Genomic DNA, 17,185 nt, shown 5'->3' with positions numbered 1-17,185 from the left:
CAATGCTTGCAACAAATCGCTCATAGGCACGGTGAATCATCGACGATCATCACCGTCAAGACTAAGTTAGCGCCTATGGGGTCAAGCCCGAGGATGACGGAGGATGGGGTGGCTCCCGGAGCAAGTATAGCGATGGGCGGTGTAGAAGAAGGCGTTGCGCCTCCTGCCGGTCGTGCTCCTTAACCTCTTTCAGGACTTAAGTCCTGTCGGTGGCCCGTAGGGGTGAATGAGGGGCGGACCGGCACACCCTCAAAGAGGGCGCGCAACGGCAAACCCTCACAAATTCACCTATCCCGCAACCCCAACCGCAACACCACGTCCCAGCGCCTTGAACACCGTCGAGACGATGCCGGCGCGGTCGAGGCCGGCGTGGGCGATCATGGCTTCGGGCTTGGCCTGTTCCATCCAGATGTCGGGCATCACAAGCGAGCGCAGCTTCAAGCCGTTGTCGAGCAGGCCTTCGGTGGCAAGGAAATGCATCACATGGCTGCCGAAACCGCCGATCGAGCCTTCCTCGACGGTGATCACGATCTCATGGTGGCGGGCAAGCTGGCGGATCAGGTCATGGTCGAGCGGCTTGGCGAAGCGCGCATCGGCTACCGTCGTCGAAAGCCCGGCGGCGTCGAGATCCTCGGCGGCCAGCAGACAATCGGCGAGCCGTGTGCCGAAGGAGAGCAGCGCCACCTTGGTGCCTTCCTTGACGATGCGGCCCTTGCCGATCTGCAGGATTTCGCCGCGTGCCGGCATGTCGACGCCGACGCCTTCGCCACGCGGATAGCGGAACGAGATCGGCCCGCCATCATAGGCGACAGCCGTGCGCACCATATGCTTGAGTTCGGCCTCGTCGGCCGCCGCCATGACCACGAAGCCCGGCAGGGTGGTGAGGAAGGCGGTATCGAAGGAGCCGGCATGGGTCGGCCCGTCGGCGCCGACGAAGCCGGCACGGTCGATCGGAAAACGCACCGGCAGTCCCTGGATCGCTACGTCGTGCACGACCTGGTCGTAGGCGCGCTGCAGGAAGGTGGAATAGAGGGCCGCGAACGGCTTGTAGCCTTCCGCTGCCAGGCCGGCGGCGAAGGTCACGGCATGCTGTTCGGCAATGCCGACGTCGAAACAGCGTGATGGAAAGGCCTCGGCGAGCTTGTCGAGGCCGGTACCATTCGGCATGGCGGCGGTGATGCCGACGATCTTGTCGTCGAGGGCGGCTTCCTGCACCAGCGCTTCGGCAAAGACGCTGGTATAGCTCGGCGCATTCGGCTTGACCCTTGCCTGGGCGCCGGTGATGACGTCGAACTTGTTGACGCCGTGATATTTGTCGGCTGCGGCCTCCGCCGGCGGATAGCCCTTGCCCTTCTGGGTAACGACATGGATCAGCACCGGCCCGCGACCATTGTCGCGCACATTGCGCAACACGGGCAGCAGGTGGTCGAAGGAATGCCCGTCGATCGGGCCGATATGATAGAAGCCCATCTCCTCGAACATCGTGCCGCCGGTGACATAACCGCGCGCATGCTCGACGGCGCGGGTGATCGCCCGGTCGATATTCTTGCCGAGATAGGCCGTCAGTTTCTTGCCGAAGTCACGGAAGCCCATATAGGTGCGCCCCGAGGCGAGGCGGGCGAGATAGGCGCTCATGGCGCCCGTCGGCGGCGCGATCGACATGTCGTTGTCGTTGAGGATGACGATGAGGCGGGCATCGAGGGCGCCGGCATTGTTCAGCGCCTCATAGGCCATGCCGGCCGACATCGCCCCGTCGCCGATGACGGCGATGACGCGGCGGTCTGATTTGTCAAGGTCGGCGGCAATCGCCATGCCGAGGCCGGCCGAGATCGAGGTCGAGGAATGCGCCGCACCGAAGGGATCATATTCGCTTTCGGCCCGGCGGGTGAAGCCGGACAGCCCGTCTTCCTGGCGCAGCGTCCGGATGCGGTCACGCCGGCCGGTGAGAATCTTGTGCGGATAACATTGATGGCCGACATCGAAGATCAGCCGATCATCAGGCGTGTCGAAGACGCTATGAATGGCGATCGTCAATTCGACGACGCCGAGACCGGCGCCGAGATGGCCGCCGGTGCGCGACACCGCATCGATCATTTCGTCCCGGACTTCGCGGGCGAGCTGCGGCAGGTCGCGATCCTCGAGCTTGCGCAGGTCGGCGGGATAGATGACCTGGTCGAGCAGGGGGGTCTTCGGCAGTTGTGTCACGGGCGGGCGCTCTTTCTTGCTTTTCCTTGTTCCGCTTTATTCGATTAGATTGCGGCAAAACAAGTGCATTTCAGGAACCGAAGGTTTTTACCTTAGTGCATGGTGCCGAAAAGTGTGAGCGGTTTTCGGCGGAGATTCAGCTCTATTTCTCAATCCCGATCAGGAGGATTCGGATCATCGGGATCCATTTAGCCTTCCGGCAAAGGCACGAATTCCTCTTCGTCGCCGGGAACGATATCGAAGCGGCCGGTGCGCCATTCCTCCTTGGCCTGTTCGATCCGCTCCTTCGAGGAGGACACGAAATTCCACCAGATATAGCGTTTCGAATTGAGCGCCGCGCCCCCGAAGAGCATCAGGTGGCAGCCATCGCGGCCGGCTTCCAGCGTGATCGCATCGCCCGGCCGGAAGACCAGCAGCTGGTCGGCGGCGAAGCGGTCGCCCGATATGACGACCTCGCCCGACAGCACATAGACGGCGCGCTCCTCGTGGCCGGCGCCGAAGGGAAATTTGGCGCCCGCCTGCAGGTCGAGATCGACATAGAGCGTGTCGGAGAAAATACCGACCGGCGATGTCATGCCTTCGAACGAGCCGATGACCACGCGCCCGCGCACGCCTGCCGTCTCGATCAGCGGCATCGCCGACTTTTCCGTATGGGCGAAGGAGGGATCGATCTCCTCCTTGTCGTCGGGCAGCGCCAGCCAGGTCTGCAGTCCCGACATCAGCAGCGGATGGCCGCGCAGATTGTCGGGCGTGCGCTCGGAATGCACGATGCCGCGGCCGGCCGTCATCAGGTTGATGTCGCCGGGACGGATGACCTTTTCGGTGCCCAGGCTGTCGCGATGGCGGATCTCGCCGTCGAACAGATAGGTGACCGTCGACAGTCCGATATGCGGATGCGGCTTGACGTCGAGCGCCTCGTCCGGCTTCAGGATCGCCGGCCCCATGCGGTCGAAGAAGATGAACGGCCCGACCAGCCGCCGCTGCCGGCTGGGCAGCGCACGGCGCACCTGGAAACCGCCGATATCGCTGGTGCGCGGGATGATCAGGTTCTCGATCGCGTCGCAGGCGAAGGCATCGCCGGGCAGGGGGTCTTTACCGGGAAAGAAGGACATTGGGATCTCCGATCGCTACAGTGCCGAGCGTCATCGCCCACAGATAGCGCCTGGAGCGCCGCGCGTCCAATCGGACGCGTAAAAGGACGCTCCACCACCTGAAAGCGCGCCGTCCGTCCGATCGGACACGCGGCCGGTCTCAGATCGCGGTAAAGCCATTATCGACGAAGAGATGGGCACCGTTGACGAAGCTCGACTCGTCACTGGCGAGATAAAGGGCGGCTCGCGCGACATCTTCGGGCTCGCCGATCCGCCCCTGCTGCGCGGCAATCGCGGCGTCCGAAACGTCGACGCCGAGCGCCTGCAGATCGGCCACCTCGCGCAGGCCGTGCGGCGTGCGGATGAAGCCGGGGCAGACGGCGTTGCAGCGGATGTTGCGGTCACGGAATTCGACCGCGATGGCGCGGGCAAACATATGCACCGCCCCCTTGGTCGTGTCGTAAAGCACTTCCATTGGCGTGGCGGCGACCGCCGAGATCGACGAGGTGCAGACGATCGACCCGCCGCCGCTGGCAATCATCTTCGGCAGCACGGCCTTGGTCATCAGGAACATCGAGCGCACGTTGACGGCGTGCAGCCAGTCCCATTCCTCGACGGTCGTTTCCAGGAAAGGTTTAATAACGATCGTGCCGGCGTGATTGAAGAGCACAGTCACAGCGCCGTAACGTTCTTCGACACCGGCGACGGCCGCAATGACGGCTGCTTCGTCCGAGACGTCGGCCGTCCAGCAATCGGCATCGCCGCCGGCATCACGGATCTGCTTCACGGTCTCGGCGGCTGCATCGCCATTGCGGTCGATGATCGCAACGCGCGCGCCTTCCGCTGCAAAAAGCTTCGAGGCGGCGGCGCCCATGCCGGTCGCGCCGCCCGAGATAATGGCGACCTTGCCCTTCAATCTGTCCGACATTTCCTTGTCCCCTCATCGTTTTGGATGGGGATCATAGATCGGTCTGAAGCCGATAGCCAAGCGCCTTCGAAAGGGGGTTTTCTGCGCCTCAGGCGCCGTCCAGCGGCTCGACGCCCTGCGGCTTGCCGGCACGGTCGAGCCGGATCTTCTCGATGCGGTTCTCGGCGGCCGAAAGCAGGGTCTCGCAATGTTTCTTCAGCGCTTCGCCGCGCTCGTAGATCTCGATCGATTCATCCAGCGCCACATCGCCGCGTTCCAGCCGGGCGACGATGCTTTCGAGTTCGGCAACCGCCTTTTCGAAGGAAAGGCCGGACACCTCCGGCTTGGCGCTGTCAGTCATTCTCAACCCTTCATCATTCTCAGAATATGCATGCCCGCCGATTCGGCGAGTCCCTCGAGATCATAACCGCCTTCGAGCAGGCTGACGACCCGGTTCTTCGCGTGCCGGTCCGCGAGTTCGAGCACGCGCCCGGTCGCCCAGTCGAAATCCTCGCCGGTCAGATTGATCTGCGCTAAGGGATCGCGGTGATGCGCGTCGAAGCCGGCGGAGATGATGATGAGATCCGGCCGGAAATCGTCCAGCGCAGGCAGCACGCGCGATTTGAACGCCTCGCGGAAGTGGTCGCTGCCGACATTCGGCGACAGCGGCGCGTTGACGATGGTGTTGTGCTTGCCCTTCTCGTCCTTGGCGCCGGTGCCGGGATAGAGCGGCATCTGATGCGTCGAGCAGAACAGCACCGAAGGATCGTCCCAGAAGATATCCTGCGTGCCGTTGCCGTGATGCACGTCCCAGTCGACGATGGCGATGCGCTCGGCGCCATGGGTTTTCTGCGCATGCCGGGCGGCGATCGCCGCATTGTTGAAGAAGCAGAAGCCCATCGCCGTCATCTTCTCGGCATGGTGCCCCGGCGGCCGGGCGGCGACGAAGACATTGTCGGCCCGGCCGGTAAAGACGTCGTCCACCGCCGCCATCGCCCCGCCGATGCCGGTCAGCGCCGCCTGCAGGCTCTTGCTGCTGGCATAGGTATCGGCTTCGATCTGGTTGATCTCACCCTCTTCCTCCGGAATCTCCCGCATCACGGCGGTCAGATGCTCCTCCGGATGGGCAAGCAGCACCGCATCCTCGTTCGCCTGCGGCGCCTGCCGGCGCTCCAGCCGCTCGAAATTCGGATGTTCCAGCGCGACATTGATGGCGCGGATCCTGTCCGATCGCTCCGGATGACCGGCGGGCGTGACATGTTCCAGGAAGATCGGGTGTTCATAAAGACGGGTGCTCATGAAGACACTCTATCGGTCGCTTATGTCATGTGCCACAGCAGATGGGGCATCGCCTGACGATTTCAACAAGCGCTCTTGCCGCGCCTGCCGACCCTTCGGCTATCACGCTTCTCATTTGCGCCGTTTCCATCGAGCCGGTCCAGTGCAGCGGCGCCGCATCTTTTCAGGCGCGTGGAGGACACTGTAACACTTTGAACTATTGCGTAATTTTATCCTTAAGCAGGTTCCGGTATAAGCAATTATGAAGTAGTGTTGCGATGGGAACTCTGTAAGGCAGATCTGTTGATGAGTCAGTCGAAACGTCCTGATGTGGCGGAAATACGCCTGCCGTTTCGCGATGTCGATATGACCGGCCGGATGTTTCTGGCATCCTATATTTCCTATGCCGAGTCCGTGCTTGCGAGCTTCTGGTCGTCGCGGCCCGATGTCGATGACGAACCCGTCTATAGCCCCAGCAGGGTTTCCTGCTTTCTCCACCGTCCGCTGCACTACGACGAGCCGGCAACCTTCACCGCCACCATCGACAAGATCGGCGTGCGCTCCATCGGTTTCCTCATTTCGATCGATACCGGCGAGGAGCGCGCCGCCGAGGTGGAAATCATCTGGCAGGCCCACGCCCCCGAAGACCAGTCCCCGGCCTCGCTGCCGGAGGAGACGCGCGACTGGCTTTATCGGTTTTTGAATTAGGGCGTTATGCGGGCGGCGGGATGTGCTTTCTAAAATCGATTTCACTGCCGAGGCCGTGCCAAATTATCTAGCAAATGACACGCGCCTTTTCCCGCGCGAACGCAGATAGGTGATACCGAAGGCGTAGAGCCCAGTCATCGGATCACTTTTCTTCCGGGCAAGGAGTATTTGACGCGTAATTCGTAGAAATACTTGGAACGCCGGCAATGCTGGTTAACTGCAGGGATATCTCCCTGCCCACTGCGTCAGAGAAACGGGACGTAATTGTCGAAATACGCTTTGAGCCGGCCATGAAAGATACGATCTGGGTTCGGGGGTCACCCATCTCGATCTGGCGCCGCATGACTAATGCAGCGAAGTCATCAAGTCCGCCACTCTGGAGCGTTAGTATCGAGGCGACTCTGTCCTCACAAACGAACAGACGGAAATTCGTGTCTCGAACAACCCATTGGTGAGGTAGTTCAGATGATAGCGGTTGAAGGCTCCAACCGTTCGACTCGGCGTTCCGTCGAGCTTCGACAAATGAACTATCCAATTCGAAACCCTTGAGATCGTCAGCGGCTTTGGCGGGTCCAACGCTCGTCAGCATTATTCCAGCAAGGACACACATCCAGAGATTCCTCATTCCTATCCTCGCGGCTGCAGCGGTGATTGACCCGTCGTTCGAAAGGTTCTTCCAAAGGTTTGCGGTCCATGTCAATTGTTCCAGCCAATCTTGGAAAGGAGCCGTTCGGTGAAGCAAATTTCAATGCTCGCTACTGCGCTGTTACTTGTGTCCGTCTGCGCTGCTTGGGGCGATGAGGAGCCTCCCCGTCCTTATCAAGGTCCTCTCTTCTTCAACGGCAAGGGTTACGTCAGTACGCGCTTTATAAGCGCAATCGCACCGCTAGGTGACGGTTCTCCCATCTATGCGGGTGCCAAGCCCGGGGGCGGAAAGGTACTCGCAGTGCTGCACTCAGAGCCTGGTCCAGGAGTTCGTGCCGTTCATGTCGTTCCGAATGAAGACATCGTGGTAGTGGTAATCGCGCCGAAGCGCACCGGTCTTATAGGATGGAAGGGCTGGATCAGATTTACGGTTGTGACCGAACGCTTTCCGGACGGAAACGAGGTCTCTCGGACGTTTCCAGCCTTCCTCGAGAAAGTCGACAGCAGGTAAGCTGATTCTGGAGTTGCTCCAGCTCGACGAGCATGGCGGTCAGCCTGAGCCGGTTCTTCGCGTCACCCTCGATATATTGGACCGGATCACCCGACGGCGCGTGATCGGCCGGAGCCCAAGCCCGGCTATGCGATGACCGGCTCCGAAACGCTCTTTCGCGAATTCCACTCCTCCTTGGTCTGCGTCTTGACGTCGAACTGGTCGCGCGTCCTCGTGTAGGTATGGCCGCCCATTCTTCCGACGGCGTCCATCAGTTGCTGGTCGATATGCAGGTTCGTCGGATTGACCGCATCGCTTCTGACATAGACGCCGAGCACTTCGCCGAGGATGATTTCGCGGGCAGGGCCGACCTGCAGGGTGGTGTGGCGGCGGCATTCGAGTGCTGCGGGCGCTGCCAGGATGCGGGGGCCTCTGACCATCTGTCCCGGCGCCGTTGCCAGTCCGGCTTCGGTGAGTTCGTCGACCTCGGGCCCGAACTTGATGGCGCAGACCTCCATCTGGTCGACAAGGGCGTCATCGCAGATGTGCACCGTGAACTCGCCGGTTTCGCGGATGTTGCGGGCCGTATCCTTGAAGCGCATGTCGGCATAATTCTCGACGCCGATCGCAACGATTGCCGGGTCGTGGGTGAGAACGTTGAAGAAGCTGAACGGGCCGGCATTCGGCAGGCCTTCCTTGCTCAGGGTGGTGACCAGCGCGATGGGGCGCGGGATGACCGTGCCGATGAGGATCTTGTAACGCTCGCGCTCGGTCAGCTTGGCGAAATCGAAATGCGTGTGTTGTCTATGACGGGTCATGTCAGGCCTCGGTAGCGACGCGGTGGGTTTCAAGCGGGGTATGGCGGCTGAGGTTCTCGAAACCGTCCTTGGTCACGACATACATGTCGCCGATATTGCAGCCGGCCGACAGCGGCTCCAGCCACTGCGTATGCAGCACGAAGACCATGCCCTCCTCCATCCTGTCGTAGTTATGCGAGGAGATGTTGAAGCTGTTCTGGCCGCCGGCCATGCCGACCGAATGGCCGAGGTTCGGATTGTGTGGTCCGTGCGTTGCCGGATAGACGTGCATGAGCTTGCGGCCCTGCGCCTCCCAGTCGATGTCCTTCACATACTGATTGGGGATCAGGCGTGCGCCGCCATCCGGCATCGGCGACCAGTTATAGGGCATGGTGCGCGCTTCCGGTGACGAAAGCATGCCACGCTCGATCATCGGTTCGAAGGCGGCGTTATTGACGTCGCGCATCAATGCGCCGGGCCTGATGAGCTTCTCGGCCCGCTTGACGCCTTCGGTGCAGGCGGCAAGCACATCCTCCTGATGGCTGGTGATGTCGCCGATCGCGATCATGCGGGCGGTCTGGGCGGTATAGCCACGATAGGTCACGTTGGAGATATAGAGGTTGATGAGGTCGCCGGGCCTGACGATGTGGCCATAGGGCTTGCCGCAATGGGTGCCGAATTCATTGATGCCGATCTGGTAGCCGTCGCCGGTTTCGCCGCCGAGCGCCATCTGCGCATAGGTGAAGGCGGCCAGGATTTCATGGTCGGTGACGCCTGACTTCGCCACGTGATAGGCGGCCTGCGTGCCGATGCTGATCAGCTGGGCGGCGGCGCGGAACATCTCGATCTCGGGCAGTGAGCGGACCTTCTGCATGCGGTCGAGAATGGCGTTGTCAGCCACGAACTTGCTCTTCGGCAGCAGTTCGTCGAGGGCAGACCAGAAGGTCAGCGACGTACGGTCGCCGATCCTGCCGATCTGGGCCTTGGCAAGACCGAGACTGGCGAGAACCTCGGCGCATTTCTCGGCGGTCTTGATGACGGAATCGCCGGGACGGTCGGCATATTCGCGGCCGATCGGGCCGATCTGCCAGATTTCGTCGACGAGCACAGGCTCGCCGCCCGGCGGAAGCAGGACGGATTGGGTGAAGAAGGAGAGAAGCACCATCGCCTTGTCGGCATCGGTCGGGATGATCAGCACGCCCTCGCGCATCCAGTCGCAAATATAGCGCAAATAGGCATTCGAAGCGTGGAACCAGCCGACGCTGCCGGCATGGACGACCAGCGCGTCATGACCGGCTTCGACCGCCTGACGGCGAATTCTGCGAAGGCGATCCTCGAACTCTTCGACAGGAAGCGGCAGCGGCGCAGAGAAATCGAAATCCGGCTGGAAATCGGCCAGCAACGATCCCATCCGATAGGCGCCTGCGTTTGTCGGGCGCATGTTCATGAGTTTGTTCCTTCCAAGTTCAGGCATAGGTCAATGACGGATTGTTCAGGCCTGGCGCGGCGGCGCGAGAACGCGCCGTGCAACCAGCAGTCCGACCAGCGTCACGGCGATCAGAATTCCGGAGATTGCCGCGACCCGCACGTCGAGCGATTCCTCGATCAAAGCGAACATGCGCAGCGGCAGGACGGTCGTTCGAGCGTCGGCGAGGAAAAGCGATACCGACACATTGTCGAGCGACTGGATGAAGACAAGGAATGCGCCGGCCAGAATGCCGGGCATTAGCAGCGGCAGCGTGACGCGCCGCAGTGTCATGAACCAGCTCGCGCCCATCGTTGTCGATGCCTCGGCAAGCGAGGGGTTGAGACCCTGGGCGACGACGGAGGCGGCGCGGTACATCAGCGGCCCGAAGACCACGACATGGCCTGATACGGTCAGCCAGAGCGACGGCTTGAAGCCGATGAAATTGGCGACGATCAAGGCGGCAAGGCCGTAGACGAGGCTCGGCAGAACGAGCGGGGCGAGCAGCAGCGGCTCGATGGTGCCGGCGGTGCTGCGCTTCATGCGCGTCATGCCGATGGTTGCCGGAACCGCAAAGATCAGCGATCCGAGGACGGCAAGGCCGGCGATCTTCAGCGAGTTCCAGGCGGCAATATGTTCGGTTGCCGAGCGCACGGGATCGAGCAGCGCCGCGTACCACCTGAGCGAGAAGCCCTGCGGCGGGTATTTCAATGTCTGCCCCGAGGTAAACGACATCGTCAGCGCTATCACGATGGGTGCCACGAGATAGATGACGCAGAGCCCGCCGAAACCGTAGACGAATGCCTTGTAGAGCATGACGGGAATGGGATTTTCGCGGCGATCACGCATGGCCGACCAACCTCCTGTGACGGGACATCATGGTAAGGGCGACCAACAGGCAGCCGGTGGACAGCAGCAGGACGACGGCGATGGCCGAGGCCAGCGGCCAGTCGAACAGCGTACCGACCTCGCGGTAGATCAGCTGCGGAACATAGACGTTGCGCGCGCCGCCGATGACGGCCTGAGTAACGAAGGAGCTGCTGGTGCTGGCAAAGACGAGGATCCAGCCCGCCAGCAGGCCCGGCAGCATCAGCGGCAGAAGCACGGTCACAAGGATGCGCCAGGGACCGGCGCCGGAAACCTGGGCGGCTTCCGTCAGCTGGACGGGCGTGCGTGACAGGATGGCGATCAGCGGCAGAATGATCAGCGGCAGGTCGATCTGGCACATGGCCATGACCAGGCCGAGTTCGGTAAACAGCAGGCTGGTCGGCATTCCCGTCAGGCCGAGCGCAGCCAGCGCTTCGCTGATCGGCCCCTGGCGTCCGAGGATGACGATCCAGGCGAAGGTGCGCACGACATTGCTGGTCAGCATCGGAATGAGCGTCAGGAAGATCAGCACCTGCCGCAGGTTTCGGCCGCCGTGCCAGTAGAGGAGTGCGATCGGCACGCCGAGCAAGGTCGTGCCGATGACGGTTTCGAGCCCGAGCCTTGCGGTATTGACGAGGACACGGAAATTGAACGCGTCGCCGAAGAAGCGGGCATAATGGTCGAGGGTCGCTCCGCCGGGACCGGCGAAGCTGAAACCGACGAGGACGGCGAGCGGCGTTGCGAAGAACGCCACGCAAAGCAACAGCATCGGTAGGACGTATGGGAAGCCGCTCGCCTTCATCACATCACCTCAACCGGCAACGAGTGCGTCGAACTGGCGAATCCAGTCGTCGCGGTTCTTGTTGATCGCGACCCAGTCCGGATAGACCATGGTCTTGATCTGGTCGCGGGTGACATAGGCTTCGATGCCCGGCGTCAGCGCCACGTCCTTGTTGGTCGGGAACATCTCGGTCGGCGGCTCCTTGAGCTGGTCCTGGGCGGCCTTGGAGATGGCGGCATCCATATAGGCATAGGCCGCGTCGAGATTGGCCGAGCCCTTGGTCAGGTGGATGTTGACGGGGGCCGCCGGCGAGCCGGTTTCGGGATGGACGAATTCGGCGCTGAGGCCGAGGCTCTTCAGACGGGCGACGTTGCCGGTCGAGCACATGAAGACGGCGATTTCGCCCTGCTGGAACAGCGTCATCTGGTGGTTGGTGCTGTCGACCACGCCCTTCAGATGCTCCGGATGATCCTTGAACAGCTTGAAGACGGCGTCCATGTCGTTCGGGCCGGAACCGAAGATCTTGGCGATCTCGGTATAGGCCATGACGGCGGTGTTCGAGGCAAAGCCGGTCCAGGAAACCTTGCCGCTATAGGCCGGGTTTTCGAAGAGATCGCGATATCCCTTCGGCTTCGGAACGAGATCGGGATTGTAGGCGATGCCGTTGACCTCGATGGTCACGGTCGGGCCGAATTCGCCCTGGAAGGACGGATCGAGCATGCCCCAGTTCTTGAGCTTGCCAGGATCGATCTTCTGGATGAGATCCTTCTCGATGGCGACGGCCATCTGACCGGGCGACATCAGCAGCGTGTCATAGGGCGGGTTGCCGGGGCTTGCCATGATCTTGGCAAGCTGGTCCTGCGCCATCGCCGGCGCAATCGTCAGGTCGTAGCCTGCATCCTTGACCATCGGCGTCAGCACTGTGCGGTAGGCGTCTTCCCAGCTACCTGGGAAAGTGGCGGCAACGGCTCCGCCGCCGGCAGCGCGGGCGGTAAATGGAAGCATGGCCGATGCGGCGACACCGGCCGCCAGGAAGCCGAACCCACGACGGGTAATCTGAAAGTCCTTCATCACGTTCACCTCTGTTGAATTGTTTCTTCACTCATGATTTCCGGTTCGGCCGGAAAGGCGTGACACCTTGCGGTGTCGATCTCGGCAAATAGCTGCGTTCCCGGTTCGGGAATGAATGTGGAGGGGCCTCTGACCTCGGAAGCGCGCAGGCCCGTGCCATCTTCCAGAACAAGGTCATGGACGAGGGAGGGGCCGAGCGGTACGGAAACCGTCATGCGAACCGGCAGGGTGCTCTCGCTTGGCTGCGTCGACAGGCGAACCTCTTCCGGCCGGAAGGTTATCGTGACCTTCGAGCCGAGGGTGAAGTTCAGCCGGCGCGGCAGGAGCAGGGTCCTGTCATTCGCAAGGCCGATCAGCGTGTTGTCGGCATCGAGGCGCAGTACCGTTCCGTTGAGCAGGTTTGCCTGGCCGATGAAGGTGTTGACGAAGAGCGTCTTCGGGCGATCGTAGACGGTCATCGGCGTGTCGATCTGCTCGACATTGCCCTTGTTCATCAGCACCAGGCGGTTTGCGAGGCTCTGGGCCTCCTCCTGGTCATGCGTGACGATCAGCGTCGTGATGCCGAGCGTCTTCTGCAGGTGAAGCAGCTCCACCTGCAGATCGAAACGCAGGGCGCGATCGAGCGCGCCGAAGGGTTCGTCGAGAAGCAGAAGGGACGGGCGCCCGGCGATGGCGCGCGCGACGGCGACGCGCTGCTGCTGGCCGCCGGAGAGTTCCCGCGGCAGGCGGTTGCCATAATCCTTGAGCCTGACGAGAGACAGCATCTCCTCGACGCGCGCCTTGCGCTCGGCGCGGGGAAGCTTCTGGCAGGCCAGCGGATAGGCTATGTTTTCTGCGACCGTCAGATGCGGAAACAGAGCATAATTCTGAAAGACCATGCCGACGCCGCGCGAGCGGGCCGAGACATCGGCGAGATCCTGATCTCCCAGCACAATCTTGCCGGTCTTCGGCTGGATCAGCCCGGCGATGGCGCGCAGCACAGTCGACTTGCCGCAGCCGCTCGGCCCGAGCAGGGCAACGATCTCGCCGGCCTCGATATCGAAGGCCACGTCGCTGATGGCATTCTGGCCACCGTAACTATGGGTGAGGCCCTGAACGCGGAGCCGTTTGCGTTCAGCCGTATTCGGTATGCCTGGCATAGGGCCTCCCTGGTTCTGGGTCGAGGTCACGGATTGCTGCGCTGTCTCCGGCACAAGACGGAGATGCGGTCCGGCGAGAAATTTTGCGTCGAGCTTGTTCATGAGAAACGAATTGCAAGCGGCGTGCCAGTTTTGCAGTTCACCGTTGAAGAGGTGGTCAAGACTATGAAAATAAACGGATATTTTTGACTTACAAAGTTTCGAAAGTTTGTAATAATAATCATGCGGTTTGAAATTCGCATGCAGTTTATGTATAAATTTTCGCCAGCGCCGTATATTAAATGGGCATCAGATGGAAGTAGTCACGGCCCTGAACGGCAGATCAATCGCCGAAAACTGCGGGTTTTGGCATCTGAATCGGTGGTTTTGGGTCTTGGTGGCGAATGATACGGTCAAAAAATGATGCGGCACGGCCACGGCGGGTAAAAATTGTGCATTGTATGTTCGAAACTTTATGCGAATCCTATTGCGGAAATCCCTCCGAAATAGTGCTTTCGACAAAAATCCTTTAGATATCAAATTATTAGTGACACGCCACTGCAAGTGGCACGGCGATTGCATGAACGATCCCGAGAATTCACCAATACAAAAATGAAAGGGGATCACATGATGCGCATCCAGAAAATCTTGAAGGCAGGAGTTGCCGGAGCGATGGTCACTTTGATCGCGGCCTCTGATTGCGCTGCCGGAGGTGCCGCCGAGAAGATGACGGCCGATGCCGATATCGCCAAGCTCCCCGGTATCGTCCTCACGCAGAAACTGGCCGACGGGCTGCCGCCCTCCATCAAGTCGTCGGGCGTGCTGAAGGTTGCGACCGACCTGACGCCGCCGATCAGCTTTCACGGCGAGGATGGCAAGCTGATCGGCATCGATGCCGATATCGCTGCCGCACTCGGCGTCATCCTGGGTGTCGATGTTGAGATGACCGATGTCGGCGCGGGTGCTGCAATCGTGCCCTCCATATTGGCAAAGCGCTTCGACATCTCGATCTCGGGGATCAACGACGATCCGGAGTTGGAAAAGCAGGTCGACGTCATCGACTACATGTATGACGCCACCACGATCATGACCGGCAAGGACAATCCGCTCGGGATCAATGGCATGGAGGATCTGTGCGGCAAGAAGGTCGCCGTTCCGGTCGGTACCTTCCAGGCGAAGATGGTCGAGGCGACATCGGCCAAATGCGCGACGCCGGTCAACATCATGTCGATCCCGAAAATGCCGGATGTGCTGCAGGCCGTGCGCACGGGGAGGGCTGACGCCACGGTCAATGGCTACGCCACCAGCGTCTACACGACCGAACACCAGACCGGAAACGGCAAGGGCCTGCAGGCGCTGCCGGATATCCGCCTTGCCGTCGGTTATCTCGGCATGCTGACCGCCAAGGACAACCCGCAACTGCGCGACAGCGTCGTTGCCGCCCTGCAGCAGATGGTGGACTCCGGCGCCTACGAGGCCATCATGAAGAAGTGGAGCCTCGGACCGCTGGCCGTGAAGACCGTCAAGGTTAACGATGCCGCCAACATGCCTGCGGATTGACGCCGATGGCCCTGTTTCAAGCGTCACCAATATCGCTTACCGTTGCTTCATCGGTCGGAAGACCGAGGCGTTGGGGCCAGATCGCAACCGGTGCCATCGCGATTTCAGCGCTGGCCTTCTTCGCGCTCGTCGTCGGGCAAAGCCAGAGCATCCAGTGGTCCGAAATCCCCCGCTACCTGGTGGATCCTTCGATCCTGCGCGGCGTGCTGCTGACGCTTGAATTGACGGCTGGCGCCATGGTGTTCGGCATCGTGCTCGGATGCCTGCTGGCACTGATGGCGACGAGCCAGAACCTGGTCCTGAAGGCGATCGCCGCCGGCTTCGTCTGGTGGTTTCGCGGCGTCCCGCTCATTGTCCAGATCTTCTTCTGGTTCAATATCGCCCTCTTCATCCCGCAGGTCGGGGTGGGAAGCTTCACCATTTCGATCAACGATCTGGTGACGCCGGCCCTGGCCGGCTTCCTGGCACTCGGACTTCACGAAGCTGCGAACATGTCGGAGATCATCCGCGGTGGCCTGATTGCGGTCGATCGCGGCCAGCGCGAAGCGGCAACGGCGCTCGGGCTGAAAAAGACACAGACTTTTTTCACCGTCATCATGCCCCAGGCCACGCGTATCATCGTCCCGCCGACGGGGAACCAGGCCATCGGCATGCTGAAGGCCAGTGCCATCGTCTCGGTCATCGGCATGCAGGATCTGCTGACGCAGGCCCAGGCGATCTACGCCCGGAACTTCCTGGTCATCGAACTGCTGTTCGTCGCTTCGATCTGGTACCTCGCCATCACGAGTATCGCATCCATAGGCCAGCACTATCTCGAAAAGAGTCTCGTTCCGAAAGGCCGGGCAGCAGAGAAGCCTCGCGCTCCCGGACGGGCGTGATCGCGGATCCATCGATGTGAATTCAGATCAACAACGAAGGGGTCGCCAGTGCAGCGCGCTCCATCAGGAAACAGCAGAGGAGCATGACATGAAATTGGGAATCGACGGCATAAAGCTGCCCGAGGCAAAGAAGCGGGGGCCTCTGGCAAGCCTTGATCACGTCAAGGAACTTGGGCTCGCAGGCATTTTCTTCAGTACGGCGCTGGACATGAGCCCCGACCTCGACCGCGGCCTGCTGCGCGAAATCAGGGCAAAGGCCGACGACCTTGGCCTCTATCTCGAAAGCGGCATCGGCAAGATCAATCCCTATTGCAGCGCCGAGGAACCGGCCCTTCGGGCAGCCGGCGGCGGCGATATCATTGCCGGTTTCACGCGCATGATCGAGGCAAGTGCCGCAATCGGCTGCCATGAGCTCTGGGTTGCTCCGGGCAATTTCAAGAGCGAATATCGTGGCCGGCTGGCCAATGACCGCTTCCGCACCGATGTGACCTGGGAAGAGCAGTTGCTCGGAATCGAAAAGGTCCTCCGCAAGCTGGCGCCCGTCGCGCGCGCCAATGGCGCGCACATGAACATCGAAACCCATGACGAGATCACGTCCTTCGAGATCCTGCGATTGATCGAGAAGGTCGGCGCCGATTGCGTCGGCGTCGTCTTCGACACGGCAAACGGACTGCAGCGGGGCGAGCATCCGGTCTTCGCCGCCAAGCGCCTGGCTCCCTATATCCGCCAAACCCATATCAAGGATGCCTATGTCGGGCGCGCTCCGGGCGGTCTCGATTTCCAGACAAGACCCGTTGGCGGCGGCATCGTCGATTTCGCCGCGATCCTTCCCATTCTTGCGGACGCCCACTCGACGCTGAACCTGTCGCTGGAAGTCGCCCAGTCTGTCGCCGACAAGCCTCGCAAAGCCAATCCGCGCCAATGCATCGAGATCGACGATCCTATCTGGCGCGCCGGCCACCCCGACCTGACGGCGGATGAGCTTGCGGCCTATATGGCGATGGTGGATGCCTATGAGAAACGGGTCGCCTCAGGTGAATTTCCGGACTGGGTAGCCTATGAAAGCAGCCAATACGGCTATCCGACCTACGAAAATCAGTCTTACGGCTTCAACGAGGCGATCGGCTTCATCAGGCAATCGGCCCGTCACATCGAGGCGGTTTGCACCGAAAAGGGTATTGCCCTGTCCGCACCGGTGAAGAAGCAGAAAGCAGCTTAATTCCCAAGGCGGTGTCGGTGTTTTCGCCGGTACCGTCGATCGAAATACATGTGCCGAGATGATCTACGCAAGAATATTCTTATGGAAATAATTATCGGGCACGGA

15 protein-coding genes are annotated in these 17,185 nt (G+C 61.1%); 4 read left to right on the top strand and 11 right to left on the bottom strand.

All coding sequences use genetic code 11. The features are described 5' to 3' along the window. Positions 1–288: 288 nt before the first annotated feature. The 5 genes from dxs to A6U98_RS13785 all read right to left on the bottom strand — a co-directional run bounded on the left by dxs (position 289) and on the right by A6U98_RS13785 (position 5,502). A complete protein-coding gene (dxs, locus tag A6U98_RS13805) occupies positions 289–2,205 on the bottom strand; it encodes a 1-deoxy-D-xylulose-5-phosphate synthase (RefSeq protein WP_064650605.1) in 1,917 nt (638 codons plus the stop codon). A 188-nt stretch (positions 2,206–2,393) separates the two neighbouring features. Continuing rightward, the gene (locus tag A6U98_RS13800; RefSeq protein WP_064650603.1) at positions 2,394–3,317 is read right to left on the bottom strand and encodes a pirin family protein; all 924 of its coding nucleotides are present in this window, start codon (positions 3,315–3,317) and stop codon (positions 2,394–2,396) included. 139 nt (positions 3,318–3,456) lie between these two features. Then, complete coding sequence (locus tag A6U98_RS13795; RefSeq protein WP_064650602.1) at positions 3,457–4,224, bottom strand: SDR family oxidoreductase; 768 nt, start codon at positions 4,222–4,224, stop codon at positions 3,457–3,459. 88 nt (positions 4,225–4,312) lie between these two features. Continuing rightward, positions 4,313–4,564: an exodeoxyribonuclease VII small subunit gene (locus A6U98_RS13790; RefSeq protein WP_003545921.1), complete on the bottom strand. Its 252-nt coding sequence runs from the start codon at positions 4,562–4,564 to the stop codon at positions 4,313–4,315. A gap of 2 nt (positions 4,565–4,566) precedes the next feature. Next, complete coding sequence (locus A6U98_RS13785; RefSeq protein ID WP_017959231.1) at positions 4,567–5,502, bottom strand: histone deacetylase family protein; 936 nt, start codon at positions 5,500–5,502, stop codon at positions 4,567–4,569. A 285-nt stretch (positions 5,503–5,787) separates the two neighbouring features. Here A6U98_RS13785 and A6U98_RS13780 point away from each other — a divergent pair, with 285 nt between their 5' ends. Further along, positions 5,788–6,189: a hypothetical protein gene (locus tag A6U98_RS13780; RefSeq protein WP_064650600.1), complete on the top strand. Its 402-nt coding sequence runs from the start codon at positions 5,788–5,790 to the stop codon at positions 6,187–6,189. A gap of 1,281 nt (positions 6,190–7,470) precedes the next feature. On the opposite strand, the gene A6U98_RS13765 is transcribed toward A6U98_RS13780, so the two are convergent. The 6 genes from A6U98_RS13765 to A6U98_RS13740 are packed head-to-tail and all read right to left on the bottom strand — an operon-like array spanning position 7,471 to position 13,546. Then, positions 7,471–8,142 carry a flavin reductase family protein gene (locus A6U98_RS13765; RefSeq protein ID WP_064650594.1) on the bottom strand — a complete coding sequence of 224 codons (672 nt, stop codon included), beginning with the start codon at positions 8,140–8,142 and terminating at the stop codon, positions 7,471–7,473. A gap of 1 nt (position 8,143) precedes the next feature. Beyond that, positions 8,144–9,568: a Xaa-Pro peptidase family protein gene (locus A6U98_RS13760; protein WP_064650592.1), complete on the bottom strand. Its 1,425-nt coding sequence runs from the start codon at positions 9,566–9,568 to the stop codon at positions 8,144–8,146. Between the two features lie 45 nt (positions 9,569–9,613). Continuing rightward, positions 9,614–10,435: an ABC transporter permease gene (locus A6U98_RS13755; protein WP_020048729.1), complete on the bottom strand. Its 822-nt coding sequence runs from the start codon at positions 10,433–10,435 to the stop codon at positions 9,614–9,616. Further along, complete coding sequence (locus A6U98_RS13750) at positions 10,428–11,255, bottom strand: ABC transporter permease (protein ID WP_064650591.1); 828 nt, start codon at positions 11,253–11,255, stop codon at positions 10,428–10,430. Before A6U98_RS13750 ends, A6U98_RS13755 begins: the two co-directional genes overlap by 8 nt. 9 nt (positions 11,256–11,264) lie before the next feature. Next, complete coding sequence (locus A6U98_RS13745; RefSeq protein WP_197496391.1) at positions 11,265–12,314, bottom strand: PotD/PotF family extracellular solute-binding protein; 1,050 nt, start codon at positions 12,312–12,314, stop codon at positions 11,265–11,267. Then, positions 12,311–13,546 carry an ABC transporter ATP-binding protein gene (locus tag A6U98_RS13740; protein WP_064650589.1) on the bottom strand — a complete coding sequence of 412 codons (1,236 nt, stop codon included), beginning with the start codon at positions 13,544–13,546 and terminating at the stop codon, positions 12,311–12,313. The genes A6U98_RS13745 and A6U98_RS13740 overlap by 4 nt, the downstream gene beginning before the upstream one ends. Positions 13,547–14,050: 504 nt before the next feature. Here A6U98_RS13740 and A6U98_RS13735 point away from each other — a divergent pair. The 3 genes from A6U98_RS13735 (at position 14,051) to A6U98_RS13725 (ending at position 17,080) form a co-directional block, all read left to right on the top strand. Continuing rightward, positions 14,051–14,983: an ABC transporter substrate-binding protein gene (locus A6U98_RS13735; protein ID WP_064650586.1), complete on the top strand. Its 933-nt coding sequence runs from the start codon at positions 14,051–14,053 to the stop codon at positions 14,981–14,983. A 5-nt stretch (positions 14,984–14,988) separates the two neighbouring features. Next, on the top strand, positions 14,989–15,861 hold the full coding sequence (locus tag A6U98_RS13730) for an amino acid ABC transporter permease (protein WP_064650584.1): 873 nt from the start codon (positions 14,989–14,991) through the stop codon (positions 15,859–15,861). Between the two features lie 88 nt (positions 15,862–15,949). Further along, positions 15,950–17,080 carry a sugar phosphate isomerase/epimerase family protein gene (locus tag A6U98_RS13725; protein WP_064650582.1) on the top strand — a complete coding sequence of 377 codons (1,131 nt, stop codon included), beginning with the start codon at positions 15,950–15,952 and terminating at the stop codon, positions 17,078–17,080. Positions 17,081–17,185 lie beyond the last annotated feature (105 nt).

It is taken from the genome of Rhizobium sp. WYCCWR10014, from assembly GCF_001657485.1.
GTDB lineage: Bacteria > Pseudomonadota > Alphaproteobacteria > Rhizobiales > Rhizobiaceae > Rhizobium.
Note: the sequence above shows the minus strand (reverse complement) of the source record. Positions and strands in the feature narration are given on the sequence as shown.

Bases quoted from the DNA above. Each gene is read 5' to 3' on its own strand.
- A6U98_RS13800 (WP_064650603.1), bottom strand. From the start codon at position 3,317: ATGTCCTTCTTTCCCGGTAAAGACCCCCTGCCCGGCGATGCCTTCGCC.
- A6U98_RS13795 (WP_064650602.1), bottom strand. From the start codon at position 4,224: ATGTCGGACAGATTGAAGGGCAAGGTCGCCATTATCTCGGGCGGCGCG.
- A6U98_RS13790 (WP_003545921.1), bottom strand. From the start codon at position 4,564: ATGACTGACAGCGCCAAGCCGGAGGTGTCCGGCCTTTCCTTCGAAAAG.
- A6U98_RS13785 (WP_017959231.1), bottom strand. From the start codon at position 5,502: ATGAGCACCCGTCTTTATGAACACCCGATCTTCCTGGAACATGTCACG.
- A6U98_RS13780 (WP_064650600.1), top strand. From the start codon at position 5,788: ATGAGTCAGTCGAAACGTCCTGATGTGGCGGAAATACGCCTGCCGTTT.
- A6U98_RS13765 (WP_064650594.1), bottom strand. From the start codon at position 8,142: ATGACCCGTCATAGACAACACACGCATTTCGATTTCGCCAAGCTGACC.
- A6U98_RS13760 (WP_064650592.1), bottom strand. From the start codon at position 9,568: ATGAACATGCGCCCGACAAACGCAGGCGCCTATCGGATGGGATCGTTG.
- A6U98_RS13755 (WP_020048729.1), bottom strand. From the start codon at position 10,435: ATGCGTGATCGCCGCGAAAATCCCATTCCCGTCATGCTCTACAAGGCA.
- A6U98_RS13750 (WP_064650591.1), bottom strand. From the start codon at position 11,255: ATGAAGGCGAGCGGCTTCCCATACGTCCTACCGATGCTGTTGCTTTGC.
- A6U98_RS13740 (WP_064650589.1), bottom strand. From the start codon at position 13,546: ATGAACAAGCTCGACGCAAAATTTCTCGCCGGACCGCATCTCCGTCTT.
- A6U98_RS13735 (WP_064650586.1), top strand. From the start codon at position 14,051: ATGATGCGCATCCAGAAAATCTTGAAGGCAGGAGTTGCCGGAGCGATG.
- A6U98_RS13730 (WP_064650584.1), top strand. From the start codon at position 14,989: ATGGCCCTGTTTCAAGCGTCACCAATATCGCTTACCGTTGCTTCATCG.
- A6U98_RS13725 (WP_064650582.1), top strand. From the start codon at position 15,950: ATGAAATTGGGAATCGACGGCATAAAGCTGCCCGAGGCAAAGAAGCGG.